Source organism: Salsipaludibacter albus, assembly GCF_019798055.1.
Classification (GTDB): Bacteria; Actinomycetota; Nitriliruptoria; order Nitriliruptorales; family Nitriliruptoraceae; genus Salsipaludibacter; species Salsipaludibacter albus.
In genome coordinates, this window is the sequence record NZ_JAHOPH010000018.1 from 23,467 (window position 1) to 38,326 (window position 14,860).

The 14,860-nt window shown below is 72.5% G+C and carries 13 protein-coding genes; 4 read left to right on the forward strand and 9 right to left on the reverse strand.

From position 1 onward, the window contains the following. Positions 1–16: 16 nt before the first annotated feature. On the forward strand, positions 17–718 hold the full coding sequence (locus tag KR546_RS11980) for a GAF and ANTAR domain-containing protein (protein ID WP_238444944.1): 702 nt from the start codon (positions 17–19) through the stop codon (positions 716–718). Positions 719–742: 24 nt separating this feature from the next. Here the strand turns inward: KR546_RS11980 and hisH are convergent, their stop codons facing one another. The 5 genes from hisH to hisD form a co-directional block, all read right to left on the reverse strand. Further along, a complete protein-coding gene (gene hisH / locus KR546_RS11985) occupies positions 743–1,387 on the reverse strand; it encodes an imidazole glycerol phosphate synthase subunit HisH (RefSeq protein WP_238444945.1) in 645 nt (214 codons plus the stop codon). Then, the gene (gene hisB / locus KR546_RS11990) at positions 1,384–1,971 is read right to left on the reverse strand and encodes an imidazoleglycerol-phosphate dehydratase HisB (RefSeq protein ID WP_238444946.1); all 588 of its coding nucleotides are present in this window, start codon (positions 1,969–1,971) and stop codon (positions 1,384–1,386) included. The genes hisH and hisB overlap by 4 nt, the downstream gene beginning before the upstream one ends. Positions 1,972–2,064: 93 nt before the next feature. Continuing rightward, positions 2,065–2,658 carry a hypothetical protein gene (locus KR546_RS11995; protein WP_238444947.1) on the reverse strand — a complete coding sequence of 198 codons (594 nt, stop codon included), beginning with the start codon at positions 2,656–2,658 and terminating at the stop codon, positions 2,065–2,067. Next, positions 2,655–3,746, reverse strand: a complete 1,092-nt coding sequence (gene hisC / locus KR546_RS12000) for a histidinol-phosphate transaminase (protein WP_238444948.1) — start codon at positions 3,744–3,746, stop codon at positions 2,655–2,657. Before hisC ends, KR546_RS11995 begins: the two co-directional genes overlap by 4 nt. Further along, a complete protein-coding gene (gene hisD, locus KR546_RS12005) occupies positions 3,743–5,050 on the reverse strand; it encodes a histidinol dehydrogenase (protein ID WP_238444949.1) in 1,308 nt (435 codons plus the stop codon). The genes hisC and hisD overlap by 4 nt, the downstream gene beginning before the upstream one ends. Positions 5,051–5,626: 576 nt before the next feature. Here hisD and KR546_RS12010 point away from each other — a divergent pair. From KR546_RS12010 to KR546_RS12020, 3 genes are all read left to right on the forward strand, one after another. Continuing rightward, positions 5,627–7,135, forward strand: coding sequence for an HNH endonuclease signature motif containing protein (locus tag KR546_RS12010; RefSeq protein ID WP_238444950.1), 1,509 nt, complete (start codon positions 5,627–5,629; stop codon positions 7,133–7,135). Between the two features lie 198 nt (positions 7,136–7,333). Continuing rightward, complete coding sequence (locus KR546_RS12015; RefSeq protein WP_238444951.1) at positions 7,334–8,104, forward strand: DUF5995 family protein; 771 nt, start codon at positions 7,334–7,336, stop codon at positions 8,102–8,104. 2 nt (positions 8,105–8,106) lie between these two features. Continuing rightward, positions 8,107–8,529: a DUF5946 family protein gene (locus tag KR546_RS12020; RefSeq protein WP_238444952.1), complete on the forward strand. Its 423-nt coding sequence runs from the start codon at positions 8,107–8,109 to the stop codon at positions 8,527–8,529. Positions 8,530–8,548: 19 nt separating this feature from the next. Here KR546_RS12020 and KR546_RS12025 read toward each other — a convergent pair whose 3' ends face one another. The 4 genes from KR546_RS12025 to lspA all read right to left on the reverse strand — a co-directional run bounded on the left by KR546_RS12025 (position 8,549) and on the right by lspA (position 14,856). After that, entirely contained in the window at positions 8,549–9,511 is a 963-nt protein-coding gene (locus KR546_RS12025; protein ID WP_238444953.1) for a S1C family serine protease, read from the reverse strand. A gap of 110 nt (positions 9,512–9,621) precedes the next feature. Then, positions 9,622–13,152: a DNA polymerase III subunit alpha gene (gene dnaE, locus KR546_RS12030; protein ID WP_238444954.1), complete on the reverse strand. Its 3,531-nt coding sequence runs from the start codon at positions 13,150–13,152 to the stop codon at positions 9,622–9,624. 139 nt (positions 13,153–13,291) lie between these two features. Further along, positions 13,292–14,263 carry an RluA family pseudouridine synthase gene (locus KR546_RS12035; protein WP_238444955.1) on the reverse strand — a complete coding sequence of 324 codons (972 nt, stop codon included), beginning with the start codon at positions 14,261–14,263 and terminating at the stop codon, positions 13,292–13,294. A gap of 2 nt (positions 14,264–14,265) precedes the next feature. After that, entirely contained in the window at positions 14,266–14,856 is a 591-nt protein-coding gene (gene lspA / locus KR546_RS12040) for a signal peptidase II (RefSeq protein ID WP_238444956.1), read from the reverse strand. Positions 14,857–14,860 lie beyond the last annotated feature (4 nt).

The following is a 14,860-nucleotide window of genomic DNA, read 5'->3' on the forward strand; positions in this document are numbered from 1 at the left end:
GAACGGAGTCCCCCCGATGCTCAACCATGCCGCCCTGCTCCGCGCCTACGAGGGCTACGCCCGGGCGCTGTTGCAGACCTACGACATCGGCGAGATGCTGTACCGGCTCACCGACCAGGTCGTCGAGGTCCTCGAGATCGACGGAGCCGGGGTCGTGCTGGCCGACGACGACGACCAACTGGCACTCGTGTCGACGACCGACAAGCGGGTGGCGACGCTGCAGGAACTGCAACTCGAGAACGGCCGTGGTCCGAGCATCCAGGCCTTCCACGACAACGCCCAGGTCGCGTCGTCGGACCTGGCAGCCGACGACCGCTGGCCCGAACTGGCCGCCGCCGCACGGGACCAGGGCCTGGCCGCCGTCGCCGGCCTGCCCATGCCGGTCCACGAGCAGCGGATCGGCGCCCTGGACCTGTGGACGGTCGAGCCACACGACTGGACCGACGAGGAGCTGCGGGTGGGCCAGGTGCTGGCCAACATGGCGTCGGGCTACGTCCTGAACAACCTGGAGCTGTCCGAGTCACGCGACCTCGCCCAGCAGTTGCAGCATGCCCTGGACAGCCGGGTCATCGTCGAGCAGGCCAAGGGGATCGTCGCCGGCAAGCTGGACATCACCCCCAGCGACGCGTTCGGCCTGCTCCGGCGCCACGCCCGCTCCACCAGCACCAAGCTCCACCACGTCTGCCAGCGGATCGTCGACGGCGACCTGGACCTGTAGGGCCGCGCCCCTGCTCCGTCGGACCTACGACAGGCTCGCGAGCCAGTTGCGCAGCAGGCGATGCCCCACCTCGCCGGACTTCTCCGGGTGGAACTGGGTGCCCACGACACTGCCCTCGCGCACCACGCACGGGAAGCCGGTCGCGGCCCCGTGGTCGCAGGTCGCCACGACGTGGGCCGGGTCATCCGGCACCGCGAAGTAGGAGTGCACGAAGTAGCAGCGCTCCCCCGCCACCCCGGCCAGGATCGGGTCGTCGCGGTGCCCGGGTGCCGCCGTGACGACGTCCCAGCCCATGTGTGGCACCGTGACGTCGTCGGTGAAGCGACGCACCGCACCGGGCAGCAGCCCGAGTCCCGTGGTGTCGCCCTCCGCGGAGTGGCCGTAGAGCAGTTGCATCCCCACGCAGATCCCGAACACGGGTCGTTCCCGCCCGATCCAGTCGGTCAACAGGCCGACCATGCCGCTGGCCCGCAGGTTCGCCAGGCACGAGGCGATGTGGCCGACGCCCGGGATGACCAGCACGTCGGCCGCGGCCGCCGTGGCCACGTCGTCGGTCACGAAGGCGTCGGCCCCCGCAGCGTCGAACCCGCGCTTGGCCGACCGCACGTTGCCGGCGCCGTAGTCGAGCACGGCGGCCCTGGGTGCCGCCGAGGCCGGGGTCGGCGTCACTGCAGCACGCCCTTCGTGGACGGCACGCCGGTGCCGGTGACCGCGACGGCACGCCGCAGCGCCACCGCGACGGACTTGAAGACCGACTCGAAGATGTGGTGGCTGTTGTCGCCCGACAGGTTCTCGACGTGGAGCGTGATGCGGGCGTTGGCGACCACCGCCTCGAAGAAGTGCTTGACCAGCGTGGTCTCGAACGTGCCGACGACCTGGACCGGAGTGTCGACGTCCCAGACGAGGTAGGGGCGGCCCGACAGGTCGATCGCGACCCGGGTGAGGGCCTCGTCGATCGGCACGGTCGCGTCGCCGAAGCGCTCGACCCCGGCGCGATCGCCCCATGCCTCCGCCAGCGCCTGGCCCAGGGCGATCCCGGTGTCCTCGACCGTGTGGTGGGCGTCGATCTCGACGTCACCGTCGGCCCGGACGGACAGGTCGAGTCGCCCGTGACGTCCGAGCTGGTCGAGCATGTGGTCGAAGAACGGGACCCCGGTGGCCACGTCGGCCGTCCCGGACCCGTCGAGGTCGACCTCGACGATGATGCGGGTCTCCTTGGTGTCGCGTTCGACCCGGCCGCGCCGCTGTGCCATCCCGTCGTCCCTGCTCGTGGTGTGGCCGGGGGCGGTCCCCGGACCGCCCCGAACGGTACCGGCGTGCCTGCGTGCGCCGGCACGGCGGGTCCGTCAGCGACGCACGCTCGCGACCAGCTGCAGCACGCCGAAGCCCGCCACCTGTGCCGCCAGCACGACCAGCAGCGTCGGCACGTCGGGGCGCGCCCAGCCCAGCGCGACGCCGCCCGCTCCGACCGCGAGGTTGAGCAGGCCGACCAGCGTCGTGGCCGCCCGGGACACACCGCCGGCCGCGGCACCTGCCAGGACGGCGGCCCACAGGATCGCCACGATCCCCGAGACCACCGTGGCCCACGTCGGCCCGTACTCCACCGGGCGGTCGGCGGCCGCCAGCACCAGCAGCACCACGCCGGTCACGAGGCACCACCCGGCGTCCCACAGCAGTGCACGACGACGCGACGACGCGAACCGTGCGGGCCGGGCGGCCGCCACCCGGTCGGACTCGTCGACCGGGTCGCGGGTGGTCGGCCGGCGGGCCGTCCCCACGTCGGCCGATCGTGACGGCAGTGGCGTGGTGGACGAGCGCTGACCCGGGTCCACCGGGACGGTCGGCGCCGCCGGGGAGTCGTCGGGCACCTTGAAGACCTGGGAGGTCGATGGCAGCTCGTCGGTGTCGTCGAAGTCGTCGCCCCCGCCGTCGGTGCTCACGACGACGCCAGGACGTCGGCCAGCGCCGCGAGGAACTCGTCGTTCTCGCTGGCGGTCCCGATGGTCACCCGCAGGCAGTCGTCCAGGCGTGGCTTCGACGAGAAGTCTCGCACCAGCACGCCCCGGTCGAGCAGGGCGTCGAAGACGGCGGGTGCGTCGGGGACACGCCACAGCACGAAGTTCGCATCCGATGGCCAGGCATGCACCTCGTCGAGTGCGCGCAGGGCGTCGATCACCCGGTCGCGCTCGTCCGCGACCCGCTGGCGATGACCGAGGAACGCCTGTTCCTGCTCGATCGCGACCTCGGCGGCGACCTGCTTCAGCGCGTCGAGGTGGTAGGGCAGCCGGACCCGGCGCAGGTCCTGGACCACCCAGTCGGGTCCGTGGAGGTAGCCCAGTCGGAGCCCGGCCAGGCGGAACGCCTTGGAGAACGTGCGGGACACGACCAGGCGGTCCCAGGTCCCGACGTGCTCGACCACCGAGGCACCGCCGAACTCGACGTAGGCCTCGTCGACGACCAGCAGCGCCGGTGCGACGGCGTCGTGGAGCGCGGCCAGCACCTCGGCCGGCACCCGCATGCCGGTCGGGTTGTTGGGGTTGGCGACGAACACCACGTCGGCATCGGCCGCGGCCAGGTCGGCCACCACCCGGTCGTCCCAGCCGAAGTCGTCGGCGAGGTCGACCTCCACGAACTCGGTCGCACTGACCCGGGCCAGGACCGGGTACATCGAGTAGCCCGGCCGCACGCTCGCCAGCCGTCGGCCCCGTCCGCCGTAGGCCTGCAGCAGCTGCATCAGCACCTCGTTGGAACCGTTCGCGGCCCACGTCTGGCCGACGTCGAGGTCGACCCGGCCCGCCAGGAGCTCGCGCAGCCGGGTGTGGGGCCGGTCCGGGTAGCGGTTGAGGTCCAGGGACTGGATGCGGCGGCCGACCTCCGCGAGGAACACGTCCGGTGGCGGCTCGGCGGTCTCGTTGGTGTTGAGCCGGACCGGCACGTCCAGCTGGGGCGCGCCGTAGGGGACCAGGTCGGCGAGGTCGTCACGGACCGGCGTGCGCGCGTGCGGGGTCGCCTCGGTGCCGGGGGTCACGGGGTGTCCTCCAGCCGGATCGAGACGGCGCGACCGTGCGCGGGGAGGTCCTCGGCGGCCGACAGGGCCAGCACGGTCGGTGCCAGCTCGGCCAGCGAGTCGTCGTCGTAGGACACCCAGTTGACCGGGACCATGAACGACGCGGTGGTCAGCCCGCCGGTGAAGCGGGCGGTCCCCGACGTCGGCAGCGTGTGGTTGGGGCCGGAGGCGTAGTCGCCCAGCGACACCGGCGTGGACGGGCCGATGAAGGTCGTCCCGGCATACCGGATCCGCACGGCGACGTCGTGTGGATCGTGGGTGTGGACCTCGAGGTGCTCCGCGGCGAACTGCTCGGCCACGGTGATCGCGTCCGCGATGTCGGCCACGACGATGGCGGTGCCCTGGCCGGCCAGCGCCGCCTCGACCCGTTGGACATGGCGGGTGGCGGCCACCTCGTCGGCAAGTGCGTCCTCGACGGCGTCGACCAGGTGGGGTTCGGTGGTGATCAGCAGGCAGGTGGCGAGCTCGTCGTGCTCGGCCTGTGCGACCAGGTCGGCCGCGACCAGCCGCGGGTCCGCACTGTCGTCGGCGACGATCGCCACCTCGGTCGGCCCGGCGTAGCCGTCGATGCCGATCAGGCCGTCCCCCGCCAGGCGCTGCTTGGCCAGGGAGACGTACAGGTTGCCCGGTCCGACCACGACGTCGACCGGGTCGATGGTCTCGGTGCCGTGGGCCATCGCGGCGATCGCCTGGGCGCCGCCGGCCGCGAACACGTCCGTGACCCCCAGCAGGCGGGCAGTGGCGAGGATCGTGCGGTTCGGCCAGCCGTCGGGGCCAGTCGGGGGCGTGCACAGCACCAGCGACTCGACGCCGGCGACCTGCGCCGGCACCACCGTCATCACGACCGTGGAGGGGTAGGCCGCCTTGCCACCGGGGACGTAGATGCCGGCCCGTTGCACCGGGCGCCACCACTGGCCCATGCGGGCGCCGTCGCGCTCGTCGGACCACTCGTGGGGACGGGCGCGCTCGTGGAACCAGCGGACCTGGTCGGCCGCGCGCTCCAGCGCCGCCCGCAGGTCCGGGTCGAGCGCCTCGAGGGACTCGTCGAGGAGTTCGTCGGGCACTCGCATGTCCAGCCGCCCCTGCCCGTCGAACCGTTCGTTCAGCTCCGCGACGGCCGCGTCCCCCCGGTCGCGCACGGCCGCGAGCGTCGCCTCGACGCCGTCGCGTGCCGCGGACAGGTCGACCCGGGGGCGCGGGAGCGACGCATGGATGTCGGCCACCGAGTCGGTCGCGTCGATCCGGGTCAGGCGCGGAGTCGTCATGGTCGCGGGGTCCTGGGAGGTCGTCGGAGTCGAGGGGTGTGGTGGGTCACCGGCGACGTGCGAGCCGTGGGGGTCGCCGGGCGGTCGCAGCGTACTTCGGACCCCGGCGGCGACCGGACGCGTGCTGGGGCAGCTGCAAGGGCCCGCGAGTACGCGGTGGGCCAGGCCGGGGGTCGGGCCGCACCGTCGGCCCGGGTGGGCTGTGGGCTGGTGGTCGGGGCGTCACCGTCAGCCCGGGGCTCCGCTTGGTCGGTGGGCGTTGGTCCGGTGGTCGGGCCGCACCGTCGGCCCGGGGCTCCGCTTGGTGCTCGCGCGCCCGCCGGCTGCGACGGTCTTCCCCACGGACCATGTCCTGGCGCACTGCGCTCCGCTTGAGTCGCCCCGGTCCGTCGGCACGGTCCCTCCCTCCGGCAGGAGGCTCGGGGACGTGAGGGCCGGCCACAGACGTGCCAGAGACTGGCACGTGTCGGGGTGCGGTCGGCCTGTCCCAGCCATCGGATCGAGCGCGGATCGAGTTCTCCACAACGGTCGAATCTGGCGGTCGGGATGTCGCAGCAGGGGGTTACGGTGCCTCACATGACCTCGAACGACGCCCCGACTCCCGACCCCCGACCCGCCGGTCGGGCGCGGACCGTCGTTCCGGTGGCGGAGGGGGTGGCGCCGGCGCCGTCGGCAGCCAGGGAGGTCGACTGGTCCGGGAGCCGCCAGGCCGCGATCGTGGGCAGGTTGGTGGAGGCGGCGGGGCGGTTCGACCGGCTCGCGGCCGATCTGGTCGAGACGTTGATCCGGGCGATCGAGGACGACGCGTGCGAGACCACGCTGGGCGTGCCGGTCGAGGTGGTGTTGGCGCAGACGTGCCGGCAGGTCGGGTTCGAACGCAACACGCTGCTGCGGGTCGCGACCACGCTGGCGGTCATGCCGGCCGTCCGGTCGGCGTTCCAGCAAGGTCAGGTGTCCTGGAGCCAGGTCCGTGGGATTGTCACTGCGGCCCGGACCGTGGACGTCGCGGGGCGTGACCGCATCGACGCACTCGTGGCCGAACGGGCCGTGTCGCATGCCGATGTCGAGGCCGACCACCTCGTGTGGGAGATCGACTGGCTCGCCGACCAGCTCGTCGGGCAACGCACGAAGGAGCGTGACCGCACGCCGGTGGCGAACAACAAGATGAGGATCACGCCACGGCTGGACGGCTCCGGAAACTTCCACGGCGACTACGACCCGACCCACTTCATGCCCTGGGTCGAAGCCATCGACCACATGGCCGCCACCCTCGCCGACCCCTACGACGACGACCCGCTGGCCGCCACGAACGAAGTTGACGACTCCGACACGCCCGACGGCCACGACCGCTCGTCGGTGCACGACGACCGCGCTCTCACCGAGGCGCACCGGCACGCCGCTGCCCTCGAAGCGGCACGGAGCCGGCGCCGGGCCGATGCGTTGTTCGCGCTGGTGACCGGCAAGCGGGCCGGCACCCTCGCACCGCTCCACCTCGACGACGACACGTCCGGGCGGAGCCGTCGGGTGCCGTCGGTCACGCTGACCTGCCACGTCGACACGCTGATCGACGGGACCACGCCCGCGTGGGTGCTGACGAAGCTGGCCGGACGGATGAAGGTCACCTCCGACGTGGCTCGCCGCTGGGTCGCCGACGGGGCCGCGACACGGCTGGTCGCGGTCGACGACGTCGGGCAGGTCGTCGGGGTCGGACACCGCACGAAGGTGCCGCCCGGGTGGCTGCGTGACGCCGTGATCGCACGGGACCTCCACGACACCGCACCGGCCTCCACGACCGCGGCGCGGCTGTGTGACGTCGACCACGTCGTTCCGTGGCCGGAGGGTCCGACCGACGTCGACAACCTCGGGCTGGTGTCGCGACGGGCCCACACCCGCAAGACCCGCAGACAGTGGCGGCTCGACCGCCACCCCGACGGGTCGCGGACCTGGACCGTGCCGACGTCCGGCTACCAGGTCCACCAACCTCCCCCCTTCCACCTCCCCACGCCACCGAGTCGACCGACCACCCCGTCACGCCCGACCGACGACCCGTCCGGCAAGGATCCGCCGACGCCGCGCGGGCCGTGATCGGCACGGGCCGTGTCGAGCACCTGCCCTGACACGCTCGCCTGTCCCCCCGTACCGCCCCATGCCTCGTTCCGCGCCGGCCACATGGCCCGCGCGGGTCGAGGCATGCCCGACTGCGCCTGCGTCGACCCGGCCGCCACGGCAGCGGGGACGTGCGTTGCCTACCGTTCGGACGGGGAGACGACGGGGGCGATGCACATGGGTGACAGGACGACGGCACGGCTCGACGAACTCGTCGGCCGCATGGACGAGCGTCTCGAGCAACACCACGCCGACGACGACCTGCGTCGCATCTTCCTGACCGTCTATCGCAGCATGACGCAGTCGATGCAGGCATCGCTCGACGACGACCTGTTCCTCGACCGGGACTGGACGCGGGACCTGACGCTCCGCTTCGCCGAGACCTACTTCGACGCCGACGACGCCTGGTGCCGGGACGGACGCTGCGCGACGCCGTGGGAGGTGGCGTTCCGGACCGCCACGAGCAACCGCCACCTCGTCGTCGAACACGCCCTGCTCGGCATCAACGCCCACATCGTCTACGACCTGCCCCGCGCCGTCGCCGCCACGCTGGTCGCCCACGGCGACCTCGCCGAGGACGGCGACACCGCCGTGGTGCTGGCGCGACGTCGGTTCGACTACGACGCCGTCAACCACGTCCTCGCACGGACCGTCGACCGGGTCCAGGACCTGCTGGCCGACCAGTTCTCCCCCACCGTGCGGATCCTCGACGCCTTCGCCTTCCGCCTCGACGAGTACGCCGCCGAGGCGCTGCTGCGCTACGCCCGGACCCAGGGCTGGCACGCGGCCGTGGCCCTGGCGTCGTGCCGGGACGCCGACGAGCGCGAGGTCGCGCGAGCCCACCTCGAACGACTCGCCGCCGACTACGCCGCCCGCATCGACGTCGAGCAGTTCGTGCCGACGCGGACCGGCCGACGCCTCGTCCGACGGTGGCGCGAGGGCGGCTGACGATGCCACTGACCTGCCACGAGTGCGGCGCACCCGACTGCCGCGACCTGTTCGACCGACTCCTCGCCCTGGAGTTCTCGCGTCCCGACCCGTACGGCCGGCTGCACGCCGTCACCGTCCCGGCGTGGTTCCTCCAGCACCCCGACCGGGCTCCCGACGGCACCCGCACCGACCACTGGGCGATCCTGCAGCGGTGGCAACGGGACGGCCTGGACGGCGTCCACGACGTCGTCCGCCGCCGACGCGTGGCCAACCGGCGTGGCCAGGACCTCCCGACCGCGATGGACGAGCCCGTCCCGCCCGTTCCCGACCAGGTCTCGACGGCAGTCACGATCGGCCACGTCGCCGGACCGGGACGCGACTTCCCGGAGATCGGGCACGCCGCCAGGGTCGCGGACTGGCTCCGGGCCATCGCGACGAGCTGAGTGCAACCCCCGGCGGGGTTCAGCCGCCCAGGCGTTCCGGCTGGACGGACAGCTCGACCCGGCGATCGCCGCGGACGACCCCCAGCAGGACCGGTCCCGCGCTCCTGCCGGTCAACAGCCCCTGGAGCTGGCCCGGACGACGGACGGGATCGGCGTCCAGCGCCAGCACCACGTCGCCGACGCGCAGTCCGGCCCGCTCCGCGGGTGAGCCCGGGACGACCCGCTGGACCTCCACGCCCTCGCGACGGCCGGTCTGCTCGGCGGCGCGTGGGCGCAGTCGTCGGCCGGCTCCCTCCAGCCCCAGGAACCAGCGCTCGACCCGGCCGTCACGGGCCAGGGCGTCGAGGACGCGTCGTGTCGTCGTCGTGATCGGCACCGCCAGCCCCAGGCCCTGCCCCAGCGACGAGCCGACCAGCGCCGTCGAGATCCCCACGACCCGGGCCTCGGCGTCGGCCAGCGCGCCACCGGAGTTGCCGGGATGCAGGGCCGCGTCGGTCTGGATCACGTCCTCGACCAGCCGCGTCGTGCGGCCCTCGCGGGTCGCGATGGACCGACGCAGCCCCGACACGACCCCGGCACTCACCGACCCGCCGTAGCCCAGCGGGTTGCCGACGGCCACGACGAGCTGGCCGATGACCAGGTCGTCGGCGTCCCCGAAGGTCGCCGGGCGCACCGGCGCGTCGGCCGTGCGCAGGACCGCCAGGTCCGACAGGGGATCCGTGCCGACCACGGCGAACGGCACCTCGGCCTCGACCCCGTCACCACCCGAGGCGGCGTCGGGCCCGGCGAACGCAGCACCGCCGCCCGCCACTCCCGCGACCACGTGGGCCGAGGTGACCAGCAGCCCGTCGTCACGCCACGCGACGGCCGAGCCACCCCCGGTGTCACCGGGTCGGCGCCCCGCCACGCTGATGCTTGCCACCGATCCGAGCAGGCTCGCCGCGACCTCGCTGACCACCCGTGAGTACGCATCCAGCACCATGCGACCGACGCTATCCCGCCAGGACCCCGCTCCCGCGATCCGGGACCCGGACCGGACGACCCCCGGCGCAGCCAACCTGCGCGGCGCGGTCGCGTCCGCGCCGGACGTGGCTAGTCCCAGGACCGTTCCCGGGGCGGTGCCGCGAACTCGACGTGGCCGGCCGGCTCCTGGACGGCGTCCGGGCCGAAGGCCGCCTTGAGCTCGCCGAAGAGCCCGGCCCGCCGCGACACGCGGTGGTGGTCACCCAGGACGAACCGGCGGGTCGGCTGGCCGACCCCCGACAGCTCGACGTGCACGGCGACGTGGCCCGGATGGGCGTCGAGGATCCGCGACAGCTCGTCGATCGCACTGTCGGTGGCCTGCTGGGCGGCGAACGACACCACCAGCGGTGCACCCCGCACCTCCGACAGGTCCGGCACGGTCACCTTGTTGGCCACCAGCGAGTAGACCTCGTCGCGCTCCTCGACCCGCCCGTGGACCACCAGGATGGCGTCCTCGACCAGGGCCTCGTGCGCGACCCGGTAGACCGTCGGCCAGATCGTCACCTCGGTGGACCCGGTCAGGTCCTCCAGCGTCGCCCGGACATAGGTCTCGCCCCGGGACGAGTACCGCTTGGTCACCGAGGTCAGCACCCCGCCGGCGCGCACCCGGGCCTTGTCACCCGCCTCGCGCAGGTCAGCCAGCGAGGTGTCGGTCATCTCGTCCAGCAGGCGCTCGGTGCCGTTGAGCGGGTGGTCCGAGACGTACAGCCCCAGCATCTCGCGCTCCAGGCGCAGGATGGTCGAGGTGGGGAACTCGGCCCGGTCGATCTCGACCCCGTCGGTCAGCGAGGCCACGTCGGTGTCGTCGCCGCCGTCGGCCAGCAGGTCGAACAGCGATTCCTGGCCGGCGGCCTCGGCCTTCTTGGACACCAGCGCGGCGTCGACGATCTGCTCGAAGGCGCCCAGCAGCCCCTTCCGGGTGTGGCCCAGCGACAGGAACGCCCCTGACTTGACCAGGTTCTCGATCGTGCGTCGGTTCAGCACCGACGAGTCGACCTTGGCGCAGAAGTCGCGGAAGTCCGTGAAGGCACCCTGCTCGGTCCGCGCCGCGACGATCTGTTCGACCACGGCGTCGCCGATGCCACGCACGGCCGACAGCCCGAACCGGATGTCGTCGCCGACCGGCGTGAAGTCCGACGCCGACGAGTTGACGTCCGGGGGCAGCACCCGGATGCCCATGCGCCGACACTCGTTGAGGTAGATCGGCTTGGTGTCCTTGTTGTTCTTGACCGAGGTCAGCAGCGCCGCCATGTACTCGACCGGGTAGTGCGTCTTGAGCCACGCGGTCTGGTAGCTGACCACCCCGTAGGCCACCGTGTGGGCCTTGTTGAACCCGTACTCGGCGAACTTCTCGATCAGGTCCCACAGGTCCGACATCAGCGTGCGCTCGTAGCCGGACGCGACCCCGCCCTCGACGAACTGCGGACGCATCGCCTCCATCAGTTCGCGCTTCTTCTTGCCGACCGCCTTGCGCAGCTTGTCGGCCTCCGACATCGAGAACCCGGCCAGGTCGGTGGCGATGCGCATCACCTGTTCCTGGTAGACGACCACCCCGAAGGTGTCGCCCAGGATCGGCTCGAGGTCGGCGTGGTCGTAGGCGGTGTCCTCCAGCCCGTTCTTGCGGTCGGCGAACGTGGTGTGCATGTCCATGCCCAGCGGCCCCGGGCGGTACAGGGCCAGCAGTGCCGAGATGTCGTCGAACCGGTTGGGCTTGAGCTTGCGGACCAGCCCCTGCATGCCGGTCGAGTCGAGCTGGAAGACCCCCAGCGTGTGGCCGGTCGACAGCATCTCGTAGGTCGCCGGGTCGTCCATGTCGCCCAGCAGGACCGGGTCGTCGAGGTCGACGGAGTCGCCGCGGTTGGCCGCGACGTGGCCCTCGGCGTCGGACAGCACGGTGAGGTTGCGCAGCCCCAGGAAGTCCATCTTGAGCAGGCCGATGGACTCGCACGCACCCATCTCGTACTGCGTGACGACCTCGCCCTTGTCGGTGCGCAGCAACGGGATCGTCTCGGTCAGCGGCTCGGCGCCGATGATCACGGCAGCGGCGTGGATGCCGTGCTGGCGCTTCAGCCCCTCGAGGGTCTCGGCGGTCTCGAGCACGCGCCGCTGGTCCGGGTCGTTCTTGGCCGCAGCGAGGTCGGCCGACTTGTCGTAGGCCTCCTGCAACGGGACGTCGCGACCCTGCTCGGGCGGCGGCATCATCTTGGTGAGGTCGTCACCCATCTGGAACGGGTAGTCCAGCACCCGGGCGGCGTCACGGATCGCCGACTTGGCCTTGATGGTCCCGAAGGTGATGATCTGGGCGACGTGGTCGGACCCGTAGCGCTCGGCGGCGTAGCTGATCATCTCGCCACGACGACGGTCGTCGAAGTCCATGTCGATGTCGGGCATCTCGTTGCGGTCCGGGTTCAGGAACCGCTCGAAGATCAGCCCGTGGCGGATCGGGTCGACCCGGGTGATGCCGGTCGTGTAGGCCACGACCGAGCCACCGGCCGACCCACGCCCCGGACCCACCCGGATGCCGACCCGGCGGGCGTAGTCGCACAGGTCGGCCACGATCAGGAAGTAGGCCGGGAAGCCCATCGACTCGATCACCGACAGCTCGTAGTCGATCCGCTCGCGCACCTCGGTCGACAGGTCCGCGCCGTACAGCTCGCGCGCACCCTCCATCACCATCGCGCGCAGCTCCTCGGCCTCGGTCCGCCCGTCGGTGGTCGGGAAGGCGGGCAGCAGGTCCTGGCCGAACTCCAGCTCGACGTCGCACATCTCGGCGATGTCGAGGGTCGCGCGCAGCGCCTCGGGCGCCACCGTGCCGAACTGGCGCCACATCTCCTCGGCGGTGCGCAGGTAGTACTCCGGGCCGGAGAACCGGAACCGGTCGGTGTCGGAGATCCGCGAGCCCGTGCCGATGCACAGCAGGGCGTCGTGGGCCTCGGCATCGGACGCGGCGGTGTAGTGGCTGTCGTTGGTGATGACGGTCCGCAGGCCCAGGTCGGCGGCCAGCTTCTCCAGCCGGGGCCAGTTCGCCCGCTGCTCGTCGATGCCGTGGTCCATCTGCTCGACGAAGAAGCGGTCCGGCCCGAGGATGTCGCGGAAGTCGGCCAGCGCCTGCGTGGCCGCGGCCTCGTCGTCGCGCATCAGCGCCTGGTTGACCTCACCACCCAGGCAGCCGGACAGCACGACGAGGCCCTCGGCGTGCTCGGCCAGCAGCTCCTTGTCGATCCGCGGCTTGTACCAGTAGCCCTCCATGTAGGCCCGGGTCGACAGCTTCACCAGGTTGCGGTAGCCGGTGTCGTCGGCCGCGAGCGCCGTCAGGTGGTAGTAGCGGTCGCCGCTGGGCGTGCGGGACTGGCTGAAGCGACTGCCGTGCGCCTGGTAGAGCTCCGAGCCCAGGATCGGCTTGACCCCGGCCGCCTTCGCCGCGCGATGGAACTCGACCAGTCCGAACAGCACGCCGTGGTCGGTGACCGCGACCGCGGGCTGGTCGTCGCGGGCCGCGACCTCGACCAGGTCGTCGATCCTGGTCGCCCCGTCCAGCATCGAGTACTCGCTGTGGACGTGGAGGTGGACGAAGGCGTCGCGGTCGGTGCTCGGGCTCACGGGTTCAGGGCCTTCCCCGGTCGGGAGACTCGGACATGGACATGCGGTTCGACCCGTGTGGAGGGGAAGGTGAACCACACGGATGTCGTTCGACCCGCGACCCTACCAGCCCACCCCGCCAGGTCGTCGGCTGCGGCGGTCATCCCCCGGGCGGCCACGTGACGGCGTCCGCCGTCGCCCCGGCCGGGTCGATCCCCAGCGTCTCGAGCACCGCGGTGAGTTCGACGGGCAGCGGCGCCTCCACGTCCAGGATCTCGCCCGAGGACGGGTGGACGAGGTGGAGGTGGAGCGCGTGGAGGAAGGGCCGGGACAGGCCGACCGACGACGCGGACGCCGATGCGCCGTACGTGCGGTCACCGAGCACCGGTGCACCGGCATGGGCCAGGTGCACGCGGATCTGGTGGGTCCGCCCGGTCTCCAGGCGGCAGGCCACCAGCTGGGCGGGAACGCCGTTGGGCAGCCGCCCCTCGGCCTGGACCCGGAAGTGGGTGACGGCCCGCCGGCCGTCGGCCCGTCCGGCGAACCGGGTCCGGTCGGAGGGGTCACGACCCAGCGGCACGTCGATCGTGCCGTGGACGGCCGGCAGGGTCTTCTCGACGACGGCCAGGTAGGAACGGCGGACCTCCCGCGCGGCGAGGGCACGGACCAGTCCGTCGTGGGCGATCGCGTCCAGGGCGACCAGCATCGCCCCGGAGGTGTCCTTGTCGAGCCGGTGCACGATGCCGGGGCGGGCCGGGTCACCGCCCTCGGGGTCCTCCCCCGCCGCCACCAGCGCGTCGACCAGGGTCCCGTCGGGATGACCGTGGCCCGGGTGGACGACCAGCCCCGCCGGCTTGTCCAGCACCAGCAGGTGGTCGTCGCGGTACAGCACGGGTGGCAGCGGGGGCGGTGGCGTGACCGGGACGGGCTCCTCGTCGCGCACCGCCAGGAGTTCCCCACCGCCCAGGCGATGGGATCGTGGACGGACGTCGCCGTCGACCCGCACGTCCCCGTCGTCGATCCGGGCGGCGGCTCGGCTGCGACTGGTCCCGAGCAGCTCTGCGAGCACCTGGTCGAGTCGTCGACCGGCGTGCTCCGCGCCCACCTCGACGTCACGTCCCTCGCCCGGCACCCCTACGGACCGGTGGCGTCGTCGGAGGACGTGCCCGGCAGGCCACCGTCCTCGCCGGTGCGCCACAGGTCCCAGGCCAGCAGGACGAAGCCGATCGTGATCGCGGCGTCGGCGACGTTGAAGCGGGGGAAGGAGCCCCACGCCACGAAGTCGACCACGTGGCCGTGGAGGAACCGGGGGTCCCCCGGGTCGCCGGCCCGGACCAGCCGGTCGATCACGTTGCCCAGCGCACCGGCCAGCAGCAGTCCGTAGGCGACCGTCGGGAGGGCGCGCACGACCCGCGGGAGGTTGCGGACCACGACCACGACGACGACCGTGGTGACGACCAGGAAGAACCACGACGGCATCGGCAACCCGAAGGCGCCACCGTCGTTGTAGACCAGTTGCCACCCGATGTCGTCGGACAGCCACGGCACGAACACGCCTGGGTCGAGCACCTGCTCGACGACGTACTTCACGACCTGGTCCAGCACCACCACGGCCGCGGCCACCCCCAGGCCGAGCGCCAGCGACCGACGGCTCGCGGCCGTCTCGGCGGGCTCGGCGTCGGGCACGTCGACGGCCTGGGCGTCGGGTTCGGTGGTGGCGTCCATGGCC